Here is a 25,731-nt window from a genome sequence, read left to right on the forward strand (position 1 = left end):
GGACCATGGGGGGCGGCGCGGCTTGGTATCTGCATGAGGCGGGGATGAAGGTCGTCGCTGTCGCGGATGCTGCTGGGACGTTGTACGACCCGGAGGGGTTGGACGTGCCTGCGTTGCTTGAGTTGCGGGACCGGTTCGGGGAGGTTGACCGGGGGCGGCTGCCTGAGGGGGTGCAGTCGTTGCCTCGGGAGGCCGTGGTATCGGCTGAGGCGGATATTTTTGTGCCTGCGGCTATTTCTTATGCGTTGCGGGTGGATAACGAGAATCTCGTCAAGGCGAAGGTGGTGGTCGAGGCGGCTAACGCGGCTACGACCCCGGAGGCTGAGGCGGCGTTGTCTGCGCGTGGGGTGGCGGTGATTCCGGACTTCATTGCCAATGCCGGGGCTGCTGCTTGGGCTTGGTGGTTGCTGCTTGGCGAGGTCGGGGCGGATCCGGCTGATTCGTTCCTGCGGCTGCGGACTGAGATGCAGGCCAAGGTGGCGTTGGTGCTGGCGGAGTGGCATTTGGATCGGGTTCCGCCTCGGGTTACCGCTTTGCGGCAGGCTGAGATGGTTCGGGAGGCTCGTGCCGCGGAATCGCTTGGTTCGGTGGGGGCGCCTGCGTTGATGATTCCCTGACTGGCTGCGGCTCGTCGCCTGGCGGCGACATTGCGCACGTTGGGTGCGTGGGGCACCCCGAAGCTGATTGTGCTGACGGTCTGAGGGTGGTTGTCAAGGCGGGAAAGATGCCTTGACAACCACCCTCAGACCGCAGAGAAGGCTTCGTATCGGGGTGCGGGGGTGGTGTGGGTGCCTCGATCGCTGGGTGCGTTGGTGCGGTTTGGGGACGTGAGGGGAACCCTGAGGGACTCTGAGTCCCTCAGGGTTCCCCTCACGGACTCGTGGCGAATTTGTCTGTGGCTGCGATCAGGGCGTTTTCCATGCCTGGGAGTGCGGTGGTGTGGCCTGCGCCGCCTACCAGGATCAGTTCTGCATCCGGGATCGCGCGTTCCAGCAGCCAGGGGGTGCCTACCAGGCTGCTCAGGTCCAGGATGCCTTGCACCAGCACTACCGGGATTCCGGCTAGGTTGCTTGCGTTGCGGAGGATTCCGCCGTCTTCCAGAAAGCAGCCTTGCGAGAAGTAGTGGGTCACCAGGCGGGTGAAGGCCAGTTTGAAGCGGGGGTCTTCGAATTTCGGGGAGGGTGGGACGCCGGGGAGCATTGCGGCTTCCCAATCGCTCCAGCCTTGTGCGGCGGGCTCGTGGACTGCCGGGTCCGGGTCGGCCAGGAGGCGGTAGTAGGCCGCTGCCAGGTCGCCGTCTCGTTCGTTTTCCGGTACGCCTTCGCGGAAGCGGGCGTAAGCCTCCGGGAACATTCCGGCCAGGCCGCCGGTCAGCAGGTCGATTTCGATCTGGCGGTCGGTGGCCAGGCCCATCATGACGATTTCCGTCATTCGGTCGGGATGGCGTTCCGCGTAGGCCAGGCCTAGTACGCAGCCCCACGAGCCGCCGAAGAGTTGCCAGCGTTCGATTCCCAGTTTTTCTCGCAGCAGCTCCAGATCCGCGATCAGGTGGCTGGTGGTGTTCGCCTTCAGTGCGTCGACGGTGTCGCCTGCGTGCGGGATGCTGCGCCCGCTGCCGCGTTGGTCTAGCAGGACTATTCGGTAGCGCGCCGGGTCGAAGAACTGGCGCATTCCTTCGCTGCAGCCGGTTCCCGGGCCGCCGTGGAGGACGGCGACGGGTTTGCCGTCGGGGTTGCCGCAGGTTTCCCAGTACACTTGGTGGCCGTCGCCGACGTCCAGCAGGCCGCTGTCGTACGGTTCGATTTCCGGATAGCGCAAGGAGCGTCCCCTCAGTTCAGGGTGCGCTCCAGAGCCCGCAGCGCACCGCACAGTTCGGCCGGGCCGGCCGGCCCGATCCGGATTTCCGCGTCCGGTCCGGCCCCGACGGTGTAGCTCAGGTACCGGCCCCAGTCCGTGTCCGCGTAGTGCAATGGTTCTTCCAACCGGACGTACCGGCCGACGTCGTCGCGCCGTCCCGCGTACAGCTCTCCGCTTCCGTGCACCGGACGCTGCACCAGAGTTAGCACGTCCGACAACACCGGGTCCAACGGAAAAGCGCCCTCGCCGCGGCGCGCGGCTTCGGTCAGGTCCGCGACGCGCACGCTGCGCACATACCCGCCGCCCGGGCCGACCGCGGGCAGCTGCTCGACGAGCGTTTCCAGCACGCGTTCGCGGTCGATCTCCTGGACGCCGACGTGTTCGCCGTCCGACACTGCGAGCACCGCCTGCAATCCGCTCGCCGCGGCGAGCACCCCGTAGGTTCGATCGCCGGTCGCGACCCAGCCGTAGTACTCGATTACCGGGCGCACGAGCAGCGGCAGCCAGTCGAGGAAGTCCACAGTGGCCCGGCCGCGCGAGTCGACCAGTCCGGCCAGCGCGAGCGCGTCGTCCACCCGCTTGGCCGCTTCGTCGCGCTCGGTTTCCGACAGCCACGCCGGATCCGGCCGCAGCGTCACGTGCAGCCGGCCCACCTGCTCGCGTTCGGCCAGCGCCGCGAGCGCTTCGACCGGGACATCCACTCGTCCCGCCGGATCGGCCACCGGCTACTCCTCCTCGTCGCCGAGAACCGGCAGGGTCGCCGAACCGTCCACGCCGAACGCGCCTTCGGGATCAGACTCGAGGAGGTAATCCGGTCGCCAGTGCAAGCTGTCGCCGGGGCCGCCCTGCGCGACGGGAGCACCGCCGACCGCCGCGCCTGAGCCGCGCTGCGACGGTTCGCCCACTGGAGTCGGCAGCACCGCGGCCCCGGGGCCGTTCCGGTCATTGCTCGCGGCGGCTTGCGTGGCTGTTCGGTCCGAAGTGGTCCGGTGAACGGCGGTGCTGTCCGGGACGATCGGGCCGTATTGCCGGGGCAGCACGCGTTTCGTGTTCGCGGTGACGCCGTGGTACTGCTCCATCACGCGGACGTTGTTTTCGTTCGCGCCGTGGAACCGGTCGATGCCGTCCTGAAAGGACACTGGCGCGGCGGACGCGGGGAGCACTGCCTGCAGCGGTCCCGCCCACGGCTGCGGCCGCTCCGGGCGAGGCGGCACGTCGACGACCGCGTGCCGGGAGCTTTCGAAGCTGCTGGCCTGGGTGTCCATCGACGCGCTGGTGAGGTCGAGCGGGTCGGCGGACTCCCGGAACCCCGCCTCGACCGGTCCCGCGCCCGCCTTCGCCGCGTCCGCGGAGTCGCCGGTCCACGAGCGCACCATCCGCTCCTGCAGGTCTTTCACGCTCTGCGCACGCTCCAGGTAAGCCGCCGAAAGCTCCTGGACCTTCGCCGCAGCGGCACGCAAACCGGACGTGTCGCCGCCGCGGAAGTTGTCGAAGATCTGCTTGCCGTCCACCTGGTTCCCTTCGTGCGCAGCCGGGGTCGTCCGCTTACCGGCCGCGGCCGAGATCGGCGCCGGCCTGGTCCGCCTCGGCCGTCCGGTCCCGCGCGGTGCGCAGCTTGTCGAGGTATCCGGCGGCGTACCGGCGCAGCGCCTCGTTCTGGTCGCGCAGCGTGCGCAGCGAATCGGCGCCGGCGGCGGCATACTCCGCGCTCGCCGGGTCGGAACCGGGGGCGGCGAAGACGGCCAGGATCTCGTCGATCGCGCGGCCGTCGGCGGCGATCTTGCCGAGCTGGTCCTCCCACAGGCGGATGACGGCGGTCAGCTCCGCCGCGTCCATGGCGAAACCGCCGCGCGCACGGCCCGACTCGCCGATGACCAAGGCCGCTCCCTTTCCCGGTGCTCACGTCGTGAGATGCCAGTCGTGATGTGCACAGCGTAGTCAACCGGCCCGGTCGTGTCAGCCGAGAACCCGCCAGTGTGACGGCGCGCATCCGTTCCGCCGTCTCGTCACAGTACGTACGTACGGATTGCGAGAACCCGGTCCTCGATGTCAGGATTTCAGGATGCCACGGGTCAGCCAGGATCACCTCGACGCACGCCGGCGCCAGATCCTCGACGGCTCGCGCGTGTGTTTCGCACGCTACGGCTACGAGGGTGCCACAGTACGCCGCCTCGAAGAAGCCACCGGTTTGTCGCGCGGGGCCATCTTCCACCACTTCCGCGACAAAGAATCGCTCTTCCTCGCCCTCGCCGAGGACGACGCGGTGCGGATGGCCGACGTCGTCGCCGAACAGGGCCTGGTCCAGGTCATGCGCGACCTGCTGGCCGGGAACAGCGAGCATCCGGCGGACTGGCTCGGCACCCGGCTGGAGGTCTCCCGGCGGCTGCGCACCGACCCGGAGTTCCGCGGCCGGTGGGCGGAACGCTCGCAGCAGCTGACCGAGGCCACCCGCGACCGCCTCGAATGGCAGCGCAAGGCGGGCAACCTGCGCGACGACGTCGACGTCAGCGTGCTGACCGCGTTCCTGGAACTCGTGCTGGAGGGGCTTGTGTCGCACCTCGCGATGGGGCTTCCGGGCGACGATCTCGGTCCGGTGCTGGACCTGGTCGAGGAGACCGTGCGGCGGCACCGGCCGGGCGCGCGCAGCTGACTGCCCGCGCGATCGGCCCGGTTCGTGTTCAATGTGCCCCGTGGATCTCCTCGCCGCCCACGGCAGCGCACTGGACGTGTTCGACGCAGCCGTGCACGCCGCCGGCTCCGGCGACTGGTCCCGCGGCACGCCGTGCACCGACTGGTCGGTACGCGATCTGGTGAATCATCTGGCGGTCGAACAACTCTGGGTACCGCATCTGCTGGCCGGGGCGACGCTCGACGAGGTCGGCACCCGCTACGAGGGCGACGTGCTCGGCGACGACCCGCTCGCAGTCTGGGAGAAAGCTTCGGCCGCCGCGCGCGAAGCGTGGCTCTCCCCCGGTGCGCTGCGCCGCACCGTGCACGTCTCGTTCGGGCTGGTGTCCGCCGAGGAGTACGGCTGGCAGATGACGCTCGACCTCGCCGTGCACGGCTGGGATCTCGCCACCGCGCTGGGCCGGCCGAATCCGGTGCCGGGCCGCCTCGCCGGACGGCTGCTCGACGTGCTCCGCCCGATGATCGACGACTGGCAGGGGCTCGGGCTGTTCGACCCGCCGGTCGCGGCGGGCCGCACCGCCGCGGCTCCCGACCGGCTCGTCGCCTTGCTGGGCCGACGGCCGCGCTGAACCGCCACAGTGGACAGAGCCGGTGCCTGGTGCGGCGGTGTTGTCCGCGACTCACTTGCCAAGCCGGGCGCCGCGTCGCCGCTGGCTGAGCCGCTGCCCGCGCCTCGGCGAGAGGAAAAATCCGGCGCCGGGTTCGCGTCCTGCCGGGGCGCGGCTGTCCGGACCCGGTACGATTGTCGGCATCGTCGCACTACAAACCACTTATACCGAGGAGTGACTTCCATCCGTGCGCGCTGCGCCATCGCCCGGTGACAGTACCGGGCCGGGTCCCGCCCGACCCGGCTTCCCGCCCGCCGTCCGTTCCGCCGTCCCGGACGGTGCGCTGTGATCCACGTCCTGCTTTCCGTGCTCGGCGTGCTGCTCTTCCTTCTTCTCACGATCGGCACCGGCCTCGCCGTGGCCGCCGAGTTCTCGCTGACCGCGCTCGAGCGCAGCACCGTCGACGCGGACGTCCGCCAGGTCGGTGACAAGCGTTCGCGCACCGTCCAGAAGGCGCACCGCACGCTGAGCTTCCAGCTGTCCGGCGCGCAGGTCGCGATCACGCTCACCACGCTGATCACCGGTTTCCTCGCCGAGCCGCTCATCGGCGACCTGGTCCGCCCGCTGCTCGACGCCATGGGGCTGCCCGCTTCGGCGGCGTCCTGGGCCGCGGTGGCGGTCGCGCTGGTGCTGGCCACGTTCCTGTCGATGATCCTCGGCGAGATGGTGCCGAAGAACATCGCGATCGCCCGGCCGCTGCCGACCGCGCGCGCGGTTTCCGGCTACCACGCCCGGTTCTCCGCGCTGTTCCGCTGGCTCATCACGCTGATGAACAACAGCGCCAACTTCGTCGTCCGCAAGTTCGGCATCGAACCGCAGGAGGAGCTCCGTTCCGCGCGTTCGCCGCAGGAGCTGGGCTCGATCGTCCGCTCCAGCGCGGAAAGCGGGAAGCTCGACACGTCCACCGCGGAGCTGCTGGACCGTTCGCTGCGCTTCGGCGACCGCACCGCGGACGAGCTGATGACGCCGCGCGTGCAGGTCGAATCGCTCACCGTGGACGACACGATCGACGACCTCATCGACATCTCCCGGCGCACCGGATTCTCGCGGTTCCCGGTCTACACCGAGGATCTCGACGACGTCCAGGGCGCAGTGCACGTCAAACAGGCGTTCGCCGTCCCCGCCGCGGACCGGGCCACCACGCGGATCCGTTCGGCGATGCGCCCGGTGCCGACGGTGCCGGAATCGCTGCCCGGCGACGATCTGCTGAACCGGCTGCGCGATTCGCGCTACCAGCTCGCGATCGTGGTGGACGAGTACGGCGGCACCGCCGGGCTGGTCACGCTGGAGGACGTGGTCGAGGAGATCATCGGCGACGTCCGCGACGAACACGACGACCGCGAGGCCCCGGCCGCGCAGCAGCTCGGCGCCGACCGCTGGCTCGTGTCCGGGCAGCTGCGCGCGGACGAGGTCCGCGAAATCACCGGCTTCCGGATGCCCGAGGGCGACTACGAAACCATCGCCGGCCTGATCCTGGAGCGCCTCGGGGCCATCCCGGCCGAGGGCGACGCCGTCGAGGTCGACGGCTGGCGGCTCGCGGTCACCAGCATGGACCGGCACCGCGTCGCCGAGGTCCAGGTGCGCCCGGCCGAACACGAGGTGACCGCGTGAGCGACTGGCTGAACATCGCACTGGTCGTGGTTCTGCTGCTGGCCAACGCGTTCTTCGTGGGCGCGGAATTCACCCTGATCTCGTCGCGCCGCGACCGACTGGAAGCGTTGCTGGAGCAGGGAAAGACGCGCGCGCAGATCGTCATCAACGCGAGCAAGCACGTGTCCCAGATGCTCGCCGGGGCGCAGCTCGGGATCACCATCTGCTCGCTGCTGCTCGGCCGCTTGGGCGAGCCCGCGGTCGCGCACCGGCTGTCCGGATTCTTCGACCTGCTCGGCCTGCCCGATCAGCTCCTGCACCCGATCTCGTTCGCCATCGCGCTGGCGTTCATCACGATGCTGCACGTGCTGATCGGCGAGATGGTCCCGAAGAACCTCGCGATCGCCGAGCCGGAGCGGCTGGCGCTGTGGCTCGTGCCGGTGCACGTGGCGTGGGTGAAGGTGGCGAACCCGATCATCGCGTTCCTCAACTTCGTCGCGAACTCGTTGCTGCGCCTGATGAAGGTGGAGCCGAAGGACGAGCTGGAGACCGCGTACAGCTCCGACGAACTCGCCGAGCTGCTCAGTGAATCGCGCCAGGAGGGGCTGCTCGAGCAGTCCGAGCACCAGCGGCTTTCGCAGACGCTGTCGTCGGTCGCCAAGACCGTCGCCGACGTGCTCGTGCCCACCTCGGAACTGACGACGCTCCCCTGCGGACCGACGCTCGGCGACGTCGAGCGAGCGGTGTCCACCACCGGGTTCTCGCGGTTCCCGGTGTGCACAGAGGACGGTTCGCTCACCGGCTACATCCACGTGAAGGACGTTCTGGATCTCGTCGGCCAAGACCCCGGCACGGTGGTACCGGACGACAAGACGCGGCCGCTGACCGAATTGCGCTCGGACGCGCGGCTCGACGTCGCGCTTTCGGCCATGCGCAAGGAAGGCAGCCACCTCGCGCGGGCGCTCGACGCTTCCGGCGCGGCGGTCGGCGTGGTGGCGCTGGAGGACCTCGTCGAGGAATACGTGGGGACCGTTCGCGACGGCACCCACGTGGCGGCATGAGCGCAGCTTGCAAGCGAATCATCGGCACTCATGCCGCCGCCTCCCGGACAGCCAGCGTGAAACTCGACAAGGAGGCGGCGGCATGAGCGCGCTGGTCGTGCTCGCCGAGGCGGACTGGCAGGCGAGGGAGCGAGCGCACGCCGAGCGGATGCGCGCGTGGACCGGGCCGCACCAGGAACGACGGGCGCGGGACGAGAAACATCCCGTGCTGGACTTCCTGTTCACCTATTACTCGCACCGGCCGGGGCATCTCGAACGCTGGCAGCCGGGTCCGGGCGTGGTGCTCGCGGGCGCGTCCGCGCGGAAGTTCCTCGACCGTCCGGCCTACGTCGAGACCGACGCCGGAGTGCTGCTCGACCCAGCGGCCTTCACCGGACGCCGGGCGCGCACCGCCGAGTTCGTGCTGAAGCTGCTGTCGGCGACGGCGTCCCGGTCGCCGCGGCTGAGCTGCTTCGGGCTCCACGAATGGGCCATGGTCTACCGCGAGCCAGCGGACTCGGTGCGGCACGCGCAGGTCCCGCTGCGGCTCGGGTCGGCCGGGACCGACGAGGTCGTGGAATCGATGGACATCCGGTGCGGGCACTACGACGCGTTCCGGTTCTTCACCGACCCCGCGCGGCCGCGCAACACGCTCGCGCCGACGCGGGAGTCGCAGGTCGCGCTGGAGCAGCCGGGCTGCCTGCACGCGAACATGGATCTTTTCAAGTGGGCTTACAAGCTCGATCCGTTCGTGCCCGCCGAGCTGGTCGGCGACTGTTTCGCGCTCGCCGCGGACGTCCGTGAACTGGACATGCGGGCCAGCCCGTACGATCTAGCGGACTACGGCTACCGGCCGGTGCCGATCGAGACCGCCGAAGGGCGCGCCTCCTACGCCCGCGCCCAGGCCGGATTCGCCGAGCGGGCCGCGCCGCTGCGGGCCCGCCTGATCGGCCTCTGCCGCGCTCTCCTCTCCGACCCGGCGAAGCCGCCGGAAACGGCGCCGGAGTCACCCGACTACCGAGCCGACAACTCTGCGTAACAATATTCACCGCAGGTCGCTGGCCTGATAGAGTGATAACGGTTTGGTTGCATGACAGAGCGTGTTGTGCACATCACGAAAGGACAACGATGGGGCGTCACAACCTGCCCGAGGAGCCGGTGCCGCACCCCCTCGATCCGCCGAAGCGGCCCGTCGGCCGCAGCGAGACGACCGGATCGCACCGGATCGTCGCCAAGAAGGCTCCCCGCAGGCGGATCGCGAAGTGGCCTCTCGTGGCTCTCGGGCTCGTGGTGCTGGCGACGCTCGGCGTCGTCGGATGGAACTGGGCCGACAGCGTGCTCAACAACCGCGCCGAGGCGCAGGCCGCCAGCTGCAACGGCGGCCGCACCGACATCCGGATCGTGGTCACCCCGCAGATCGCCAAGCCGGTCGGGACCGCGGCGGCGCGCTGGAACCAGGACCTGACGCAGGTGCACGGCAGCTGCGTGCACGTCGCGGTGGACAGCAAGCCCGCGTCCGACGTGCTCAACGCGCTCACCGGCAAGTCCTCCCTCGACGCGATCGGCGGCCTGCCGGACGGCTGGATCCCCGAATCGTCGTACTGGGTCTCGCAGCTGTCGAAGGCGAAGCCGGACGTCATCGGCTCGCCCGCGATGCCGATCGGTTCCGGACCGCCCGCGGACTACCCGTTCGTCGGCCTGTCCGGGACGTCGATCGACGAGGTCCAGCAGCGCGGGACGCAGAGCTTCCGGGCGTTCCTCAAGGAACCGGCGCAGCTGGCCGACTTCGCCGCGGCGGGCATTCGCGCTTCCTGATCTCTCGTTCTCGACACCGCCTCAGTCCGCGTTGGGCTGGGGCGGTGTCGCGTATCCGGGATACGCCGCATGACCGCGCCCTGGCCAGACGGCTTCGCGGCGGTGGGGAAGCGTGCTTCCTCGACCACCTCGTGAGTGTTCGTGCCGGTTCTAACCGGCATGAACACTCACGACGCCTTCCCAGCCGCCTGCCGCCCTGCCCTCCTGCGCTGGCCTGGGTGCGGTGCCGCTGGGGTCGTGAGCGCTGGCGCCGGTTCTCACCGGCACCGCCACTCACGAGTCGAGTTCGGCCAGGGCCAGCAGGTCGTCCTCGGCGAGTTCGAAGTCGAACACCGCCGCGTTCTCCCGGATTCGCGATGGCGTCGCGGATTTCGGGATCGCGATGATGCCCAGCTGCAGATGCCAGCGCAGCACGAGCTGAGCGGGCGTCTTTCCGTACTTCGCGGCCAGCGACGTGATCACCCGGTCGTTCAGATGCCTGCCGCGGGCCAGCGGGCTCCACGCCTCGGTCGCGATGCCGTGTTCGGCGTGGAAGGCGCGCAGCGGGGCCTGTTGCTGCCACGGGTGCAGTTCGACCTGGTTGACGACCGGCACGACGTCGGTCTCGTCGAGCAGCCGCCGCAGGTGGTCGACGCCGAAGTTCGACACGCCGATCGCCCGGACCCGGCCCTCGGTGAGCAGCAGTTCCAGTGCGCGCCAGGTCTCGACGTAGCGGTCCAGTTCCGGTTTCGGCCAATGGATCAGGTACAGGTCGACCGGGCCGACGCCGAGCGCTTCGGCGCTGCGGTCGAACGCGCGCAGGGTGTTGTCGTAGCCGTGGTCGGTGTTCCAAACCTTCGTGGTGACGAAGATGTCCTCGCGCGCCAGCCCGGACTCCCGCACGGCGGCACCGACCTCGGCCTCGTTGCCGTACATCGCGGCGGTGTCGATGCTGCGGTATCCGGCTTCGAACGCGGTCGCGACGACCTTCGCGACCTGGTCGGGCCGGACCTGGTACATGCCGAGTCCGAGCTGCGGGACGGTGACGGAGTTGTTCAGCGTGAGCAGGGGCGGCACAGCCATGCGGCGATCCTCACTGCGGTGTCCTGGGGAACACCGCAGATCTTGCCATTCCCTGGCCGCCGCCGCCTTCGCCCCCCGCCGCCCGACGTCCGTGAAGGGCCCCTTGGGGGAATCAGATTCCAATGCCAGGGACTTAAGGCGGCGCCGCGGGTGCGGCTTGAGGTGTGTTTGTCCCGGTCGCGTGCGGGGGACGAGGCTGGTGCGCCATGTGCTGTCCGTGAGGGGAACCCTGAGGGACTCAGAGTCCCTCAGGGTTCCCCTCACGGACCTGAGAAAACAGTCATGCGGGCATCAATCGGGCGTTTTAGGCGTTACTGATGTCCTTTATGGACGGTCAGCAGGCCGTGGTCACACAGCTTAAGTCCCTGGCATTGGGAATCAGATTCCCTCAAGGAGTCCTTCACGGACCCGCACCGCCTCCGTGACCCGGGCTGCTCGTTCGGCGACCTCGTCCGGCTCCTCGGCGAGCAGAGCGCCATGCCGGGACTCGACCGCGACTCGCGCTGTCGTCGCGGACGAACGCGCCATTTCCGCCGCGGCGGACACGTCCACCAAGGCTGCGGGGTCCACAGTGGACAGCAACCGTTCCGCCACTCGGACTACCTCCCCCGCCACGGCAACCACATCCGCGGCGGGCTGGGCTCGGTCGGGGACGTCGTGGGTGACGGCGTGGGCGTCGATCTCGGCCAGCCGCAACGCATGCCGGGTGAGGTGGTCTGCTTCGGCGTCGCCGCCGGCTGCCCGGCTCAGCAGTGCCGCCGCTTGCGCGAGGGCGAGGGCCGCGACGGTCGCCCCGGCCGGAGCCGGGATCGCGGGCCGGGCGAGGGTTTTCAGGAAGTCGCTCACGATCTGGTCCCGCATGGCGGGTCTCCTCCCACTCAGCGCCGGATGCGCTCCATCCCGGGGTCGACCAGCGGTTCCGCGGCCACTGTCGCGGGGACTCGCTGGCCGAAGTACTCGATCTCCACTGCGTCGCCGACCTGCACCGAGCCCGGCAGCCAGGCGTAGGCGATGGGACGGCCGATGGTGTAGCCGTAGGCCGCGCTCGTGACGTAACCCGCCGGGGCGCCGTCCACGAACACCGGTTCCTTGCCCAGCACGACAGTCCGGCCGTCGTCCACGGTGAGGCAGCGCAACCGCCGCGCCGAGGTTTCTTCGCTGCGGCCGTCGATGGCTGCCCGGCCCGCGAACTCGCCCTTCGCCGGTCGCACGGCGAACCCGACTCCGGCCTCGTACGGGTCGTGCTCTGTGGTCATGTCGGTGCCCCACAGCCGGTAGCCCTTCTCCAGCCGGAGGCTGTTGAACGCGCCGCGTCCGGCCGCGATGACGCCTAACCCTTGCCCAGCGCGCCACAGCGCGTCCCACAGGCGCTGGCCGTTGTCCGCGGAGGTGTAGATCTCCCAGCCGAGTTCGCCCACATAGGACAGTCGCAGGATGGTCACCGGCACCCCGGCGATCCGCGCGCGGCGGCCCCGGAAGTACTTGAGCCCGGTGTGCGAGAGGTCTTCCGCGGACAGCGGTTGCACGAGGTCGCGGGCGAGCGGGCCCCACACGCCGATGCAGCAGGTGCCGCCGGTGGTGTCCTCGACCCGGACGCCCTCCGGGGCGCGGCTGCGCAGGTACGCGACATCGATGTTTCCGTTGATGCCGACCTGGAATAGCTCCGGTTCCAGCCGTGCCACGGTGATGTCGCTGCGGACTCCGCCCGCGTCGTCGAGCATCAGCGTGTACGTCACCGAGCCGACCGATTTCGCCAGCTGGTTCGTCGTGAGCCCTTGCAGGAATTCCAGCGACCCCGGCCCGCTGACCTCGACGCGCTTGAGCGGCGTCATGTCGTACATCGCAACGCGGTTTCGGGTGTGCCAGGCCTCGGCCGCCACGATCGGCGAGTGGAACTGCCCGGCCCAGGCGTCGCGTGCGGGCGGGAGGAAGTCGTGCGGCAGGTCTTTCAGCAGCGACGCGTTGGCCTCGAACCAGTGCGGCCGTTCCCAGCCGCCCGCCTCCAGGAACACCGCGCCCAGCTCTCGCTGCCGGGCGTGGAACGGGCTCACCCGCAGGTCGCGCGGCGAGAGCCGGGGTTGCAACGGGTGCAGGACGTCGTAGATCTCGACGAAGTTCTGCTGCGCGGTTTCGCGGATGTATTCCGGGGCCAGCTGGATTTCCTCGAACCGGTGCACGTCCAGCTCGTGCAGGTCGGTCTCGGAGCGACCGTCCACAATCGACTCCGCGACCGCCTTCGCGATGCCCGCGGAATGCGTGACCCAGATGGCCTCGGCGATCCAGAATCCGCGGACGTCAGAGGATTCGCCGACCAGCGAGCCGCCGTCCGGGGTGAAGGAGAAGATGCCGTTGAAGCCCTCCTCCGCTTTGGTCTGGCCGAGCGCGGGCAGCAGGAGCTTGCTTTCCTCCCACGACGGCGCGAAATCCTCCTCGGTGAACGGGAGCATCGACGGCATCGCGGACGCGGAGATCTCACCGGGTTCGGCGAATTTGTCCACCGGCATCGGGCGGTGCGCGTACGAGCCGATGCCGAGCCGGTCGCCGTGCTGGCGGAAGTAGAGGTCCTGGTCCTGGTGGCGCAGGATCGGCAGCGCCGGGCGCACCGGGTCGGCTCCGGCCAGTTCGGCGAGCTGGCCGGTTTTCGCGTACTGGTGGGCCAGCGGCAGCAGCGGGACGGTCATGCCGACCATCTCGCCGATCTCGCAGCCCCAGAATCCGGCGCAGGACACCACGATGTCGGCCGGGACCACGTCGTCGGCAGTTTCGACGCCGGTGACGTGGCCGTGTGCCTGCTGGATGCCGATGACCCGAGTCGAGCCGACGAACCGGGCGCCACGCGAGGAAGCCCGTTTGATCAGCTCGTCCACCGCGCGCGAGGCGACGGCGAGCCCGTCGGTCGGGACGTACAGCGCGCCGAAGATCTGGTCCTGGTCGAGCATCGGCCAGCGGCGGACGCATTCGTCCGGGTCGATCAGCCGCGCCTCGACGCCCCACGACGTCGCCCAGCCGTGCTTGCGTTTCAGGTCTTCCCAGCGCACCGCGGTGCTGGCCACCTCCATGCCGCCGACCTGCTCGAAACAGCCGAGGTCCAGCAGCTTGCGGACGGTGTAGCCGGCGAATTCGGTCATCGCCTTCGACGGGTTGGTCTGGAACACCAGCCCCGGCGCGTGCGACGTCGAACCGCCGGTCAGCGGCAGCGGCCCCTGGTCGAGCACGGTGACGTCGGTCCAGCCGCGCAGGGTCAGCTCGTCGGCGAGGTTCGCGCCCACGATTCCGGCGCCGATGATCACGACACGGGTCATGAGAACTCCCTGGGATAGGTCAGCGGAAGACGACGGTCCGGGTGCCGTTGAGGAGGACGCGCCGCTCGCAGTGCCAGCGCACCGCGCGGGAAAGGGCGAGGGCTTCGGCGTCGCGGCCGACGGTCGCGAGTGCGCGCGGCGAGTGCGAGTGGTCGACCCGCTGCACTTCTTGCTCGATGATCGGGCCTTCGTCGAGTTCGGGGGTCACGTAGTGCGCGGTCGCGCCGACGTACTTGACGCCCCGGTCGTAGGCCTGCGCGTACGGTTTCGCGCCCTTGAAGCCGGGCAAGAACGAGTGGTGGATGTTGATCGCGCGGCCCTGCAGTTTCTGGCACAGCTCGTCCGAGAGGACCTGCATGTAGCGGGCCAGCACGACGAGGTCGATGTCGTGCTCCCGCACCAGGTCCAGCAGCCGCTGCTCGGCCTCCGGCTTGGTCGCCGGAGTCACCGGAATGTGCACGAACGGCAGTCCGGCGGCTTCGGCCATCGGCCGCAGGTCCTCGTGGTTCGACGCCACCAGCGCGATTTCCGCGCCGAGTGCGCCTGCCCGCCAGCGGAAGAGGAGGTCGTTGAGGCAGTGCCCGGCCTTCGACACCATCACCAGCAGCCGGTCCGGGGTGCGGTCGGAAAACCGGTACTGCATGGCGTAATCGCGGGCGACGAGGTCGAACTCGCGGGTGAGATCGTCCGCAGTGGCCGGCCCGGCACAGGTGAATTCGGTGCGCAGGAACAGCTCCCCGTGCACGTCGTCGTCGAACTGCTGGTGTTCGACGATGTCGCAGCCGTTGCCGACGAGGAACGTCGTCACGGCGTGCACGATCCCGGAGCGCTCGGGGCAGTGCAGGGTCAAGGTGAACTGGGTCAAGACTCCTCCTCTCGGTATTCCAGCGCCGCGTCGGCGAGCCAGGCGGCGAAATAGGGGGCGAAAGACTGGCGCACGAGCGCGGTGAACTCCCCCGCTTCCCGCACCAGCAGGACGATTCCGGTGCGGGCCAGCAACGTCTGAACGCAGGTGCCCGGCGGGGTGGCCTTCGGATGGAGGTCGATCGAGCAGCCGTGCGCCAGGACATCGCGGGCCGCTGGCCCGGCGAGTTGCACCGTGGCGCGCTGCGCGGACACCTCGGTGACCGCGCCGACGGTGATCGCTTCGCGCAGCGCTGTTTCGGTGCCTTCGGGAGCACCGAGCACGAGGTATTCGTCCGGGCCGAGCCATAGGACGTCGCCGATACCGCTGGTGAACCGGCAGGCGTCCGGCAGCGCGGTGCCGAGCACTGCTGCTGCGGCGTCGTGGCCTTCACGGAGGCGGACGTTGAGCTGCGAAAGAAACGGGCGTTCCTCGGCGAGCAAAGCTGGGGCGTTGCTGGCGAGCAGGCCCGCGTGCTCCGAGAGCGGAGACAGGGTCTTAGCCGTCACGACGGGTCCCCTCCTTGTCGTAGAGCACGGATTCGGCGACCGTCACCGGCACCACCTCGTCGCCGACCGGGACGTACAGCGTTTCGCCGATCCGTTCCCGGCCGGAGCGAACGAGCGCGAGCGCGAAGGTGCGGTTCAGCGCGGCGCTCGGGTAGCTGGAGGTGACGTGCCCGAGCATCCGCACCGGCGGGCGTGGGACGTGCGCGGTCTCGATGATTTGCGCGCCCTCCGGCAGCAGCACGGTGGGATCGACCGGCAGCAGGCCGACGAACTGTTTCCGGTCCGGGCTCAGGTTTTCTGCCCGCGAGAAGGATCGTTTGCCGAGGAAGTCGATCTTCTTCTTGGACACCGCCCAGCTCATGCCGAGGTCCTGCGGGGTGACCGTGCCGTCGGAGTCCTGGCCGATGATCGGGTAACCCTTCTCCGCGCGCAGGACGTGCATGGTTTCGGTGCCGTACGGCGTGCTTCCCAGCTCCGCCAAGGCTTCCCAGAGCGCCAGGCCGTACCAAGAGGGCACGTTGATCTCGTATGCCAGCTCGCCGGAGAAGCTGATCCGGCACACCCGCGCGGCGATCCCGGCGACCTCCGCATCGCGCCAGGCCATGAAACCGAAGGCCGCGTTGCTGACGTCCAGCTCCGGAGCGAGCCCGGCCAGGATCTCGCGCGAACGCGGGCCGACGAGCGCGACGGTGGCCCAGTGTTCGGTGACCGACGTGGCGAACACGCGCAGGTGCGGCCACTCGGTCTGCAGCCACTCCTCCATCCAGTCCAGCACCATCGCGGCGTTGCCGGTGGTCGTGGTGACGAGGAAGCGGTCCTCGGCCACGCGGATGACGGTGCCGTCGTCGATCACCATGCCGTCGACGCCGCACATCACGCCGTAGCGGATCCGGCCGACCTTGAGCGTGCTCATCAGGTTCGTGTAGAGCATGTCCAGGAACTCGGCGGCGTCCGGGCCTTGGACGTCGATCTTGCCGAGCGTGGAGCCGTCCATCATGGCCACGTCGGTGCGAGCGGCAAGGCACTCCCGCCGTACCGCCGCGTGGAGATCCTCCCCCGGCTGCGGGTAGTACCAGGGCCGTTTCCATTGGCCGACGTTCTCGAACTCCGCGCCGTGCTCGACGTGCCAGGAGTGCAGTGCGGTGACGCGGACCGGGTCGTGCAGCTCGCCGCGGTTCCGACCGGCCAACGCGGCGAAGGCGACGGGCGTGTACGGCGGGCGGTAGGTGGTCGGGCGGCGGTCCGCGAGGTCGACGCCGAGGGCTTCGGCGGTGATCCCGGCCGCGAGCATGCCGGAGGTTTTGCCCTGGTCGTGCGCGGTGCCGATGGTCGTGTAGCGCTTGACGTGCTCCAGCGAGGTGAGGCCCGCGCCGGTCGCGCGGAGCACGTCGGAGACGGTCGCGTCGCGCTGCAGGTCCACGAAGCGGGTGTCCACTTCGGGCTCAGTGCCGGGGATCTGCCACTCGACGGCGGGTGCCAGCTCGCGCGGCGGTGCGTCAGAGACCGGGAGCGGGATTTGTGCGGGTGCCTCGATTCCGGCTCCAGCCAGGGCTTTCTGAGCCGCCGCTCGACCTTCCCGCACGCAACCGGCGAAGTCGAAGGTGCCGTTCGCGCTGCCTGCCACTCGAGCAGTCGGGAGGTCGCCGTCCGGGAGGTACGCGCCGAGGGCGGGTTCATAGCGCAGGGCACCGCGTTGCTGGCTGAACAGGTGGACTGCGGGGGTCCAGCCGCCCGAGACCAGCAGCGAGTCGCACGGGATCAGTTCCCCTGCGACGCGCACGCCGGTGATGCGCTCGGTTCCTTCCGTGCCGCTGACCGCGGCCCCGGCGCGGACCTCGATCCCCCGTTCCGCGCACGCGGCGGCCCAGTTTTCTGGTGCGGCAGGGCGAACGTCGACCACCAGCGGGACTTCAACCCCAGCGTCGGCGAGGTCGATCGCCGTGGCGTAGGCGGAATCGTCCATGGTGAACACCACCGCGCGGCGGCCGGGGAGGACACCGTACCGGTGCAGGTAAGTCCGTGCGGCGCTCGCGAGGAGGATGCCGGGGCGGTCGTTGTCCGGGAACACGATCGGGCGTTCGTGCGCGCCGGTCGCGAGGACGGTCTGCTGCGCGCGGATCCGCCACACCCGCTGCCGGGCCGCGCCGGACGTCCGGTGTTGCACGGCCAAAACGAAACCGTCGTCGTAGGCGCCGAACGCGGTGGTCCGGTCGAGCATGTGCACGTCCGGGGTCGCGCGGAGTTCGTCGGCAATCGCACGGGCCCATTCGGCGGCGGGCTTGAGGTCGAGGTATTCGTTCGAGCCGAGCAGTGAACCGCCGGGTTCGGGCTGGTCGTCCACCAGCACGACCCGGGCTCCGGCTCGCGCTGCCGTGCGGGCGGCGACCAGACCGGCCGGTCCCGCGCCGATCACCAGCACGTCGCAGTGCAGGTGCTTCGCGTCGTACCGTGCCGGGTCCGGTTCGGTCGCCAACCGGCCTTGTCCGGACAGGCTGCGCGCGACCAGGCCGTCGAACAGCTCGACGGTGGTGGCGGTCTGCATCGGCTCGGGGAACGGCTTTTCCAGCTGCACCACCGCGTTCGGCTCTTCGACGCCTGCCGCCATGATGCCGCGCGGACGGCCGAGCTTGATGCTCCGGGCGACCTGGTGGACGCCGTTGGCGAGCAACGCGGAGGCGAGCGTGTCGCCCGGGTGTCCACTGAGGACGCGGCCGTCGAAGGTGAACTGGAGCAGGGTGTCGCGGTCGACGTGGCCGCCGCTGGGGAGGCGGAAGGTCATGGAGTCACCGGCCGGGGTTCGTCGAGGCGGTAGACCGCCGCGAGTTCGTGGGTGCGGGTGTCGCGGACGGCGTTGAACCAGCGGCGGCAGCCCGCGCTGTGCGTCCAGCGTTCGGCGAGCGGGCCGCTCGGGTTGGCGCGGAAGAAGACGTACTTCGCCCACTCCTCGTCGGACAGCGCCGCCGGCTCCCGCGGGTACGCGACGTGGGCTTGGCCGCCGTAGTGGAATTCGGTCTCCTCGCGGGGACCGCACCAGGGGCAGGGAATCAGCTGCACAGTGGCTCCTAATGCGCGACGGCGGCGGCGCCGTGCTCGTCGACGAGCGCGCCGGTGGTGAACCGGTCGAGGGTGAAGGGTTCGGCGTAGGGATGCGGCTTGCCCTTCGCGACGGTGTGCGCGAAGCAGTCGCCGACACCCGGCGTGGCCTTGAACCCGCCGGTCCCCCAGCCGCAGTTGAGATAGAGGTTCTCCACCGGGGTTAGCCCGACGATCGGCGACGCGTCCGGCGTCACGTCGACGATGCCCGCCCAGGTCCGGAGCAGGTGCGCCCGCGCGAACACCGGGAACAGCTCCAGCGCGGCGGCCATCTGGTCCTCGATGATGTGGAACGCGCCGCGCTGCCCGTAGCCGGCGTAGGAGTCGATGCCCGCGCCCATCACGAGTTCTCCCTTGTGCGCCTGGGAAACGTAGACGTGCACGGCGTTCGACATCACCACCGTCGGGTGCACCGGTTCGAGCAGTTCCGACACGAGCGCCTGCAGCGGATGCGACACCAGCGGCAGGTCGATCCCGGCCATCTTCGCCAGCACCGAACTGTGCCCGGCCGCGCACAACGCGACCTTCCCGGCGGCGATCCGGCCCCGGCTCGTGTCGAGTCCGACGACCTTGCCGTCGCGCGTCTCGATGCCGGTGACCTCGCAGTTCTGGATCAGGTCGACGCCCAGCTCCGCTGCCGCGCGGGCGAAACCCCAAGCCACGTAATCGTGTTTGGCGATTCCGGCGCGCGGCTGGTAGGTCGCGCCGAGCACCGGGTAGCGCACGTCCGGCGAGGTGTTCACGATCGGGCAGAGTTCCTTGACCCCGTCCGCGTCGACCCATTCCGCGTCGATCCCGTTGAGCCGGTTGGCGTTCACCCGGCGCACGCTGTCGCGGACGTCCTGCAGGCTGTGCGCGAGGTTGAGCACGCCGCGCTGGCTGAACAGGATCGGGTAGCCGAGGTCTTCTTCGAGGCCCTCCCACAGTTTCAGGGAGTGCTCGTAGATGCCGGAGCTTTCGTCCCACAGGTAGTTGGACCGGATGATCGTCGTGTTGCGGGCCATGTTCCCGCCGGCGAGCCAGCCCTTCTCCAGCACCGCCACGTTCGTGATGCCGTGCACCTTGGCGAGGTAGTAGGCGGTCGCGAGGCCGTGCCCGCCGCCGCCCACCACTACGACGTCGTAGGCGCGCCGCGGTTCCGGGTCCCGCCACAGGAAATCCGGGTGGTCCGGCAGGTCCGCGCCCGGGGGACGGGGCTGGTCCGTCGTGGTCATTCCGGCTGGCCTCCCGTGTCGGACAACTGGTCGACTACTGATATATCAATCTTCGCTGTAGAGTAGGGCGGGTGAGCACCCCGGTCAACCACGTCATCCCGGCCGCCGCCCCGTCGCTGGCCGAACGCGCCTACGAGTTCCTGCGCGACCGCCTCGTCATGCTCGACATCAAGCCGGGCGACCCGATCAACGAGGAATGGGCGGGCACCGCGCTCGACATGGGCCGCACGCCGATCCGCGAAGCGTTGAAGCGCCTCGAAACCGAACGCCTGGTGGTCGCGTACCCGCGCCGCGGCACGTTCGCCACGGACGTCAACATCTCCGACCTCGCGCACATCTCCGAGGTCCGGCGCACCCTCGAACCGACGGCCGCCGCGTCCGCCGCGACGCGGGCGACCGACGCGGACCGGGCGCGCCTGGCGGAACTGCGCGAGCAACTGGATTCGGCCACGCCGAAGGAAAACGCCGACCTCCTGCGCACCGATCTCGAGCTTCACCGCGCGATCTACCACTGCGTGCACAATCCGTTCTTCGAGGACACGCTGATTCATTACGACAACCTCGCCACCCGGATCTGGTGCGTGTTCCTCCCCCGGCTGCGCGGGATGGCCGGGCACGTGGACGAGCATTCGCCGCTGCTGACGGCGATCGTCGAGGGGGACGCGGACAAGGCGTCGGCGCTGACGCTGGAGCACGTGACCGGGTTCGAGGAGGCGATCCGGGCGTTGATCTGAGCGGGGTCGTGCGTGTTTATGCCGGTTAGAACCGGCATAAACACGCACGACGACCCGGCGCAACGCCTAGCCCCCGGTCCGCGCCCGCACCCAGTCATGGAACTCGCCGATGTGGTGTTCGCTCGGCACCAGCACGCCGCCTCGGGCGTACGCGCGTGAGCCCATCGCCTGCTGACACCGTTCGCACGCCTCGAAATCCTGCTGGTTCACCCGGTGGAACAGCTCCACCGACCGGTCCAGGTCCGCGCCCGACTCGACCACCTCCGGCAGGTACAGCCAGTCGCAGCGGACCAGGGTGCGGTCCGGCGCCAGCGGGAACATCCGGTGCACGATCACGTGGTCCGGCACCAGGTTCACGAACACCTGCGGCCGGATCGTGATCGCGTAGTACCGGCGGTCCTGGTGTTCGCCGACCCCGGGCAGCTGTTGCAGGCCGTCGCCGCCGTCCACCGTGAACCCGGTGACGTCCGAGCCGAATTCCGCGCCGTGTCCGACGAAATACTGCGCCGCGTAGCCATCCGCGAACTCCGGGAGCACCTCGGTGAGCTCCGGATGGATGGTCGCGCAGTGGTAGCACTCCATGAAGTTCTCGATGATCTGCTTCCAGTTCGCGCGCACGTCGTACTCGATGCGCCGCCCCAGCGACAGATTCTCGATGCCGTACGCCTCGATTTCGCCTGGCCCGCCTAGTCGTTCGCTCACGTCGGCCTGCACAGTGTCCGCAAAGGACGGTGCGTCCTCGGCGAGGCAAACCCAGGCGTAGCCGAGCCATTCGCGCAGATGCACCTTCGTCAGTCCGTACTCGACGCGGTCGATGTCAGGCATCCCGGTCAGATTCGGTGCGGCGACGAGCTTTCCGTCGAGGCCGTAGGTCCAGGCGTGGTACATGCACTGGAAAGCGCGCTTCACCGAACCCTTCTCGTCGGTGCACAGGCGCGCGCCGCGATGGCGGCACACGTTCAGGAACGCGCGCAAAGCCCCGTCTCGACCGCGCGTGATCAGCACGCTTTCGCGGCCGACCTGCACGGTCTCGAACGAGCCGGGCGACGGCAGGTCGGCGCTGCGCACCGCGCAGAACCACCCCGCTTCGAAGATCCGCTCCTGCTCCCGGGCGAAGATCGCCGGGTCGGTGTAGTGCGGCCCGGGCAGAGTCGGCAGCAGGCTCTGCGGGAGGTCGATGGCGGTCACCGGCAGGGCTCCTCTCGAACACGATCGTAGTTGCGTATTACGCGTCTGGTTGCCCTCTACGGAACAAGATGAGGCCCGGCGGGGGCGCTGTCAAGCACCCTTCCCGGTGCCGCACCCGTTCGCCGGAACCGCCTTCGACCAGGGCTTTCATCCGGAACCATGCTCCGAAAAACTCCACCCCGGAACCTCTTGACGGCACCCCTCCGGCGCGCTCAGACTCTGTTGCGTATCACGTCGAGTGTTCCTCAATACGCAACAATCCCCAGCTTCGGAGGAATCAATGCTGCGCGCGTGCACTGTGGACGAGCTGCCCCCGGGCGAGTCCGTCCGGATCGCGGGGCCGGAGCCCATCGCCGTCTTCAACGCCGACGGCGAGCTGTACGCGATCGGGGACACCTGCACCCACCAGGACGCGTCGCTGGCCGACGGCTGGCTCGAAGGCTGCTTCGTGGAGTGCCCGCTGCACGCGGCGCTCTTCGACCTGCGCACCGGCCTGCCGTCCTGCCTGCCCGCCAAGCATCCGGTGCGCACGTACCAGGTGCAGGTCGACGGGGGCGTGATCTACGTGCTCGCCGACGCCGCCGAGGACGCTGCGTGAAGACGGTCGCGATCGTCGGCGCTTCGCTCGCCGGTGCCCGCGCCGCGCAGGAGCTGCGCGCACAGGGGTTCGACGGTCGCGTGGTGCTCATCGGCGAAGAGCCGCATCTCCCCTACGACCGGCCGCCGCTGTCGAAGGCCTTCCTGGCCGGGGCCGCCTCGCGTGAGTCGCTCGACCTGCTCGACGCGGACGATCTCGCTTCGCTGGACGTCCGGCTCGGCACTCGCGCGGAACGGCTCGACCCCGCCACCGGGCGCCTCGTCCTCTCCGACGGAGAACTCGAAGCGGACGGCGTCATCCTCGCGACCGGTGGCCGGGCCCGCGCCTTGCCTGGGACGGAAGCCGTTGCCGGAGTTCATGTTCTGCGCACCTTGGACGACGCTCTCGCCCTCCGTGAGGAGCTGGTCCCCGGCGCACGAGTGGTGATCGTCGGGGGCGGGTTCATCGGGGCCGAGGTGGCATCGACGTGCAATAGCTTGGGCTTGGAAGTCACCGTTCTGGAGGCATTGCCGACGCCGATGGCGCGCGTGCTGGGGCCGGAACTCGGCTCGATCTGCGCGCGCCTGCACGGGCGGAACGGCGTCACTCTCCGCTGCGGCACCTCGGTGGCCGGGCTTTCCACGCTTTCCGGCCGAGTCACCGGCGTACAGCTGGAGACCGGCGAGAATCTGCCTGCTGACGTGGTCGTCGCCGGAATCGGCATGGTCCCGGCGATCGAATGGCTCGACGGCTCCGGGCTGGCGATCGGCAACGGCGTCCGCACCGACACCGGCCTGGTCACGTCGCTGCCGAACGTGGTCGCCGCGGGCGACGTCGCGGCCTGCGGACCGGCGGGCACCCGGCACGAGCACTGGACGAACGCCACCGAGCAGGCTTCCGTCGCGGTCGCCAACCTGCTGGCCGGGCAGGTGGTCCGGGAATACGAGCCGAGCGGTTACGTCTGGTCCGATCAATACGCGGGGACGCTCCAGCTGGCCGGGCATCCCTCCCCCGGCGACGAGTTGCGCTTCGCCGACGGCGGTCCGGACGACGAGTCGTTCCTCGCCACCTATCACCGCGACGGGCAGACCGTCGCCGTGTTCGGGTTCAACAACCCGAGGGGGTTCGGCCGCCTGCGCCGGCAAGCGCTGCGGCGGCCGATTCCCGTCGGGTGATTACCGCACGACCTGGACCACGTCGCCGGGCTGCAGCGTGGTGAAGAACGCCGCCGCGTCGGCGTGGGACAGGTGGACGCAGCCGTGCGACTGGACCTTCAGGCTGCCCTGGTGAAACGCCACCCCGGTGTTGGTGAAGAAGACCGAGTACGGCATCGGGCCATGGAACTGCTTGCTGTAATGGTGAAGATCCTTGTACTGCACGCGGAACGTGCCCACCGGAGTCGGATACGCGGGCTTGCCGACGGTGACGGGCACGCCGCCGCGGGTGACCTTGCCGTTGTCCATCAGCCAGGCGGTGTTCGCCGACAGCTTCAAGCACGCCTTCGCCTGAGCGCCGCACGGCGGTCCCGCCGCCTCCGCGGTCGCCGTGAATCCGATCGTTGCCGCCATCGCCGCGATACTGGCCAGTACTGCCGTGAGTTTCCGGTTCATCCTGTGCCTCCCCGAGATGGTCGTACTTTGGAGCTTTCCCAGAGAGGACAGTCCTAAACCAAAAGTGCGCCCATATGGGTGGTCTCTAACGAGTCCGCCAGGCCAGCGGCGTCGTCGCCAGCGCGGCCTCGGCGACGCGCCGGGCGGTTCCGGTGAAGAGCCCGGCCTGCGCCGATGCGAGCCATTCGTCCACTGTGGAGACTCCGGTCGCCCGGTATTCGAGGGCCTGGAAAAGCATTTCGAGTTTGTCGGCGTCTTTCGCGCACCGGGCTTCGGGCGACTCGCGCGTTTCGTACTCGTCTACCGCCGTCCGCACGGTTTCCGCCGACGCACGCGGCAAGCCCGCAGTCTGGTCCGCCGTGATCGCCCGGGGCTCCGGCTTCGTCAAGTAGGGCGCGGCAGTGTGCGGCAGGTCGCCGGTGCGGGTCTCCTGCGTGTCGTGCCACAGCGCGAGATACGCCGCGCGCTCGGGAACCGCGCCTTCCTCGGCGGCGAGCAGAGCGGCCAGGTGCGCCGCCCGGAGGCTGTGCTCGGCCACCGACTCCGGGTCCCGGACTCCTGCCTGCCACCAGCCCGCGCGGCGGACCCGCTTGAGCACTCCCAGCTCGAACCCGAACGCGGCCAGGCTCTCGGCGTCCATGTCGCAGTTCCCTTCCCGTGCCGGTCCTCTGCCGACCCCAGTGCCGGAGCCTACGGGCCGTGGCATGCTGCCGGGACAACCGCTTCTTCCGCAGGAGGCCCCGCGTGAGCACTGTGCTGGTCGAGCACGACGGCCCGGTCACCACCATCGGCATCAACCGGCCGGAGCGCCGCAACGCCGTCGACCGCGCCACCGCCGAGGCACTGGCCGACGCCTTCCGGGAATTCGACGCCTCAGCCGCATCCGTCGCGGTGCTGTACGGCGTCGGCGGGACCTTTTGCGCGGGCGCGGACCTCAAGGCGGTGAGCGAAGGCCGCGGGAACCGGACCGAGCCGGACGGCGACGGTCCGATGGGGCCGACGCGCCTGCGGTTGCGGAAGCCGGTGCTCGCGGCGGTGTCCGGACACGCCGTCGCGGGCGGACTGGAGCTGGCGATCTGGGCCGACCTCCGCATCGTGGAGGAAACGGCGGTGTTCGGCGTGTTCTGCCGCCGCTGGGGCGTCCCGCTCATCGACGGCGGCACCGTCCGGCTGCCGCGGCTGATCGGGCGGAGCCACGCGCTCGATCTGGTGCTCACCGGACGTCCGGTCGACGCGGAAGAAGCGCACCGAATGGGATTGGCGAATCGCGTCGTGCCTTCCGGGCAGGCATTGCCCGCCGCTGTCGCATTGGCGCGGGAACTCGCCGCGTTTCCGCAAATCTGCCTGCGGGAAGACCGGGCGGCACTGCTGGAAAACGAGTCCTTGACCGAGGAATCCGCATGGGAAAACGAATTCCGGCACGGGATTCAGTCCCTGCGCTCGGACACCCTTGCGGGAGCCGCCCGATTCGCCGGAGGAGCGGGCAGGCACGGGTCCTTCGAAAACTAGTCCCATTCGATTACCGTTGCACGTCAGGGCATATACCCGAGTCCAGGCAGGCGCGGACCGCATGCGGACAGACCGGATAGCCCGCCCAATTCCGTCTTTTCGGCCCCGCCGGCCAATTCTTTCGGACTAGGCCGTCCGAGTGAAACCGCACGCGAATCCCTTTCGGTTTTTTCCGCACCGGTCACCATTACCTGCGACGACCGTTTATTATCGCGGCCACATTCGGCACTCCGCCGGTCGAGTGAACGAAAAATTCACTAAACGCACGTAGCGCCCAGGCCCGCGGCATCGATACAGATACGAGGCCGGGCGCCGACGCGCGCTCGCACGACCGGTTGGCCGTTCGCACCGCCCGCCTCCACAACACAACCCCGCCCCCCGACCCGTCGCCGGCAGGATCTCCGCCGGCGGACGCCGACCACCCTCCTGCC

26 protein-coding genes are annotated in these 25,731 nt (G+C 69.4%); 11 read left to right on the forward strand and 15 right to left on the reverse strand.

Annotation, left to right across the window (positions count from 1 at the left end):
• Window positions 1-617: Rossmann-fold NAD(P)-binding domain-containing protein (locus D0D37_RS37955; protein WP_482746754.1), on the forward strand; the 617-nt coding region annotated here is incomplete at its 5' end.
• Window positions 618-870: 253 nt separating this feature from the next.
• Here D0D37_RS37955 and pip read toward each other — a convergent pair.
• From pip to D0D37_RS37975, 4 genes are read right to left on the reverse strand one after another with little or no spacing between them, the layout of a single operon-like run.
• Entirely contained in the window at window positions 871-1,818 is a 948-nt protein-coding gene (pip, locus tag D0D37_RS37960; protein ID WP_116205411.1) for a prolyl aminopeptidase, read from the reverse strand.
• An 11-nt stretch (window positions 1,819-1,829) separates the two neighbouring features.
• The gene (locus tag D0D37_RS37965; protein ID WP_116205433.1) at window positions 1,830-2,558 is read right to left on the reverse strand and encodes an ESX secretion-associated protein EspG; all 729 of its coding nucleotides are present in this window, start codon (window positions 2,556-2,558) and stop codon (window positions 1,830-1,832) included.
• Window positions 2,559-2,582: 24 nt separating this feature from the next.
• Window positions 2,583-3,368, reverse strand: a complete 786-nt coding sequence (locus D0D37_RS37970) for a WXG100 family type VII secretion target (RefSeq protein WP_162834678.1) — start codon at window positions 3,366-3,368, stop codon at window positions 2,583-2,585.
• A gap of 34 nt (window positions 3,369-3,402) precedes the next feature.
• The gene (locus D0D37_RS37975; protein WP_116205413.1) at window positions 3,403-3,735 is read right to left on the reverse strand and encodes a hypothetical protein; all 333 of its coding nucleotides are present in this window, start codon (window positions 3,733-3,735) and stop codon (window positions 3,403-3,405) included.
• A 184-nt stretch (window positions 3,736-3,919) separates the two neighbouring features.
• On the opposite strand from D0D37_RS37975, the gene D0D37_RS37980 reads away from it, so the two are divergent.
• The 6 genes from D0D37_RS37980 (at window position 3,920) to D0D37_RS38005 (ending at window position 9,598) form a co-directional block, all read left to right on the forward strand.
• Complete coding sequence (locus tag D0D37_RS37980; RefSeq protein ID WP_037814298.1) at window positions 3,920-4,507, forward strand: TetR/AcrR family transcriptional regulator; 588 nt, start codon at window positions 3,920-3,922, stop codon at window positions 4,505-4,507.
• Window positions 4,508-4,547: 40 nt separating this feature from the next.
• Window positions 4,548-5,114, forward strand: a complete 567-nt coding sequence (locus D0D37_RS37985; RefSeq protein WP_116205414.1) for a TIGR03086 family metal-binding protein — start codon at window positions 4,548-4,550, stop codon at window positions 5,112-5,114.
• Between the two features lie 327 nt (window positions 5,115-5,441).
• Window positions 5,442-6,764 (forward strand): hemolysin family protein, encoded by a 1,323-nt coding sequence (locus tag D0D37_RS37990; RefSeq protein ID WP_425267003.1) that lies wholly within the window; start codon window positions 5,442-5,444, stop codon window positions 6,762-6,764.
• Entirely contained in the window at window positions 6,761-7,804 is a 1,044-nt protein-coding gene (locus D0D37_RS37995; protein WP_116205416.1) for a hemolysin family protein, read from the forward strand. Before D0D37_RS37990 ends, D0D37_RS37995 begins: the two co-directional genes overlap by 4 nt.
• 82 nt (window positions 7,805-7,886) lie before the next feature.
• Complete coding sequence (locus D0D37_RS38000; RefSeq protein ID WP_208720361.1) at window positions 7,887-8,822, forward strand: 3-methyladenine DNA glycosylase; 936 nt, start codon at window positions 7,887-7,889, stop codon at window positions 8,820-8,822.
• A gap of 89 nt (window positions 8,823-8,911) precedes the next feature.
• Window positions 8,912-9,598, forward strand: a complete 687-nt coding sequence (locus D0D37_RS38005; RefSeq protein WP_116205418.1) for a substrate-binding domain-containing protein — start codon at window positions 8,912-8,914, stop codon at window positions 9,596-9,598.
• A 273-nt stretch (window positions 9,599-9,871) separates the two neighbouring features.
• Here the strand turns inward: D0D37_RS38005 and D0D37_RS38010 are convergent, their stop codons facing one another.
• The 8 genes from D0D37_RS38010 to D0D37_RS38045 form a co-directional block, all read right to left on the reverse strand.
• The gene (locus D0D37_RS38010) at window positions 9,872-10,660 is read right to left on the reverse strand and encodes an aldo/keto reductase (RefSeq protein ID WP_116205419.1); all 789 of its coding nucleotides are present in this window, start codon (window positions 10,658-10,660) and stop codon (window positions 9,872-9,874) included.
• Window positions 10,661-11,038: 378 nt separating this feature from the next.
• Window positions 11,039-11,521 (reverse strand): hypothetical protein, encoded by a 483-nt coding sequence (locus tag D0D37_RS38015; RefSeq protein ID WP_116205420.1) that lies wholly within the window; start codon window positions 11,519-11,521, stop codon window positions 11,039-11,041.
• Window positions 11,522-11,538: 17 nt separating this feature from the next.
• On the reverse strand, window positions 11,539-13,962 hold the full coding sequence (locus D0D37_RS38020; protein ID WP_116205421.1) for a GcvT family protein: 2,424 nt from the start codon (window positions 13,960-13,962) through the stop codon (window positions 11,539-11,541).
• Window positions 13,963-13,981: 19 nt separating this feature from the next.
• The gene (gene purU / locus D0D37_RS38025; RefSeq protein WP_116205422.1) at window positions 13,982-14,827 is read right to left on the reverse strand and encodes a formyltetrahydrofolate deformylase; all 846 of its coding nucleotides are present in this window, start codon (window positions 14,825-14,827) and stop codon (window positions 13,982-13,984) included.
• Window positions 14,824-15,375 (reverse strand): sarcosine oxidase subunit gamma, encoded by a 552-nt coding sequence (locus D0D37_RS38030; RefSeq protein WP_116205423.1) that lies wholly within the window; start codon window positions 15,373-15,375, stop codon window positions 14,824-14,826. The genes purU and D0D37_RS38030 overlap by 4 nt, the downstream gene beginning before the upstream one ends.
• On the reverse strand, window positions 15,365-18,154 hold the full coding sequence (locus tag D0D37_RS38035) for a 2Fe-2S iron-sulfur cluster-binding protein (protein ID WP_116205424.1): 2,790 nt from the start codon (window positions 18,152-18,154) through the stop codon (window positions 15,365-15,367). Before D0D37_RS38035 ends, D0D37_RS38030 begins: the two co-directional genes overlap by 11 nt.
• Window positions 18,151-18,429, reverse strand: coding sequence for a sarcosine oxidase subunit delta (locus tag D0D37_RS38040; protein ID WP_116205425.1), 279 nt, complete (start codon window positions 18,427-18,429; stop codon window positions 18,151-18,153). Before D0D37_RS38040 ends, D0D37_RS38035 begins: the two co-directional genes overlap by 4 nt.
• An 8-nt stretch (window positions 18,430-18,437) precedes the next feature.
• Window positions 18,438-19,682 (reverse strand): sarcosine oxidase subunit beta family protein, encoded by a 1,245-nt coding sequence (locus D0D37_RS38045; RefSeq protein ID WP_116205426.1) that lies wholly within the window; start codon window positions 19,680-19,682, stop codon window positions 18,438-18,440.
• Between the two features lie 71 nt (window positions 19,683-19,753).
• Here D0D37_RS38045 and D0D37_RS38050 point away from each other — a divergent pair, with 71 nt between their 5' ends.
• Complete coding sequence (locus tag D0D37_RS38050; RefSeq protein WP_208720363.1) at window positions 19,754-20,416, forward strand: GntR family transcriptional regulator; 663 nt, start codon at window positions 19,754-19,756, stop codon at window positions 20,414-20,416.
• A gap of 66 nt (window positions 20,417-20,482) precedes the next feature.
• On the opposite strand, the gene D0D37_RS38055 is transcribed toward D0D37_RS38050, so the two are convergent.
• Window positions 20,483-21,604 (reverse strand): aromatic ring-hydroxylating oxygenase subunit alpha, encoded by a 1,122-nt coding sequence (locus tag D0D37_RS38055; RefSeq protein WP_116205427.1) that lies wholly within the window; start codon window positions 21,602-21,604, stop codon window positions 20,483-20,485.
• A 280-nt stretch (window positions 21,605-21,884) separates the two neighbouring features.
• On the opposite strand from D0D37_RS38055, the gene D0D37_RS38060 reads away from it, so the two are divergent.
• Both D0D37_RS38060 and D0D37_RS38065 read left to right on the forward strand, forming a co-directional pair.
• Entirely contained in the window at window positions 21,885-22,202 is a 318-nt protein-coding gene (locus D0D37_RS38060) for a bifunctional 3-phenylpropionate/cinnamic acid dioxygenase ferredoxin subunit (RefSeq protein ID WP_116205428.1), read from the forward strand.
• Window positions 22,199-23,356, forward strand: coding sequence for an NAD(P)/FAD-dependent oxidoreductase (locus D0D37_RS38065; RefSeq protein ID WP_116205429.1), 1,158 nt, complete (start codon window positions 22,199-22,201; stop codon window positions 23,354-23,356). Before D0D37_RS38060 ends, D0D37_RS38065 begins: the two co-directional genes overlap by 4 nt.
• Here D0D37_RS38065 and D0D37_RS38070 read toward each other — a convergent pair whose 3' ends face one another.
• On the reverse strand, window positions 23,357-23,791 hold the full coding sequence (locus D0D37_RS38070; RefSeq protein WP_116205430.1) for a L,D-transpeptidase: 435 nt from the start codon (window positions 23,789-23,791) through the stop codon (window positions 23,357-23,359). It lies immediately after the preceding gene.
• A gap of 85 nt (window positions 23,792-23,876) precedes the next feature.
• The gene (locus D0D37_RS38075; protein ID WP_116205431.1) at window positions 23,877-24,431 is read right to left on the reverse strand and encodes an HD domain-containing protein; all 555 of its coding nucleotides are present in this window, start codon (window positions 24,429-24,431) and stop codon (window positions 23,877-23,879) included.
• 104 nt (window positions 24,432-24,535) lie between these two features.
• On the opposite strand from D0D37_RS38075, the gene D0D37_RS38080 reads away from it, so the two are divergent.
• Complete coding sequence (locus tag D0D37_RS38080; protein WP_116205432.1) at window positions 24,536-25,300, forward strand: crotonase/enoyl-CoA hydratase family protein; 765 nt, start codon at window positions 24,536-24,538, stop codon at window positions 25,298-25,300.
• Window positions 25,301-25,731 lie beyond the last annotated feature (431 nt).

Source organism: Amycolatopsis circi (genome assembly GCF_003385235.1).
In the GTDB taxonomy this organism is placed as follows: domain Bacteria; phylum Actinomycetota; class Actinomycetes; order Mycobacteriales; family Pseudonocardiaceae; genus Amycolatopsis; species Amycolatopsis circi.

Excerpts from the sequence above, each read along its gene's own strand:
- D0D37_RS38015 (WP_116205420.1), bottom strand. The coding sequence starts at position 11,521 with ATGCGGGACCAGATCGTGAGCGACTTCCTGAAAACCCTCGCCCGGCCC.
- D0D37_RS38010 (WP_116205419.1), bottom strand. The coding sequence starts at position 10,660 with ATGGCTGTGCCGCCCCTGCTCACGCTGAACAACTCCGTCACCGTCCCG.
- D0D37_RS38005 (WP_116205418.1), top strand. The coding sequence starts at position 8,912 with ATGGGGCGTCACAACCTGCCCGAGGAGCCGGTGCCGCACCCCCTCGAT.
- D0D37_RS38045 (WP_116205426.1), bottom strand. The coding sequence starts at position 19,682 with ATGACCACGACGGACCAGCCCCGTCCCCCGGGCGCGGACCTGCCGGAC.
- D0D37_RS38000 (WP_208720361.1), top strand. The coding sequence starts at position 7,887 with ATGAGCGCGCTGGTCGTGCTCGCCGAGGCGGACTGGCAGGCGAGGGAG.
- D0D37_RS38070 (WP_116205430.1), bottom strand. The coding sequence starts at position 23,791 with ATGAACCGGAAACTCACGGCAGTACTGGCCAGTATCGCGGCGATGGCG.
- D0D37_RS38075 (WP_116205431.1), bottom strand. The coding sequence starts at position 24,431 with ATGGACGCCGAGAGCCTGGCCGCGTTCGGGTTCGAGCTGGGAGTGCTC.
- D0D37_RS37980 (WP_037814298.1), top strand. The coding sequence starts at position 3,920 with ATGCCACGGGTCAGCCAGGATCACCTCGACGCACGCCGGCGCCAGATC.
- D0D37_RS38060 (WP_116205428.1), top strand. The coding sequence starts at position 21,885 with ATGCTGCGCGCGTGCACTGTGGACGAGCTGCCCCCGGGCGAGTCCGTC.
- D0D37_RS38035 (WP_116205424.1), bottom strand. The coding sequence starts at position 18,154 with ATGACCTTCCGCCTCCCCAGCGGCGGCCACGTCGACCGCGACACCCTG.
- D0D37_RS38020 (WP_116205421.1), bottom strand. The coding sequence starts at position 13,962 with ATGACCCGTGTCGTGATCATCGGCGCCGGAATCGTGGGCGCGAACCTC.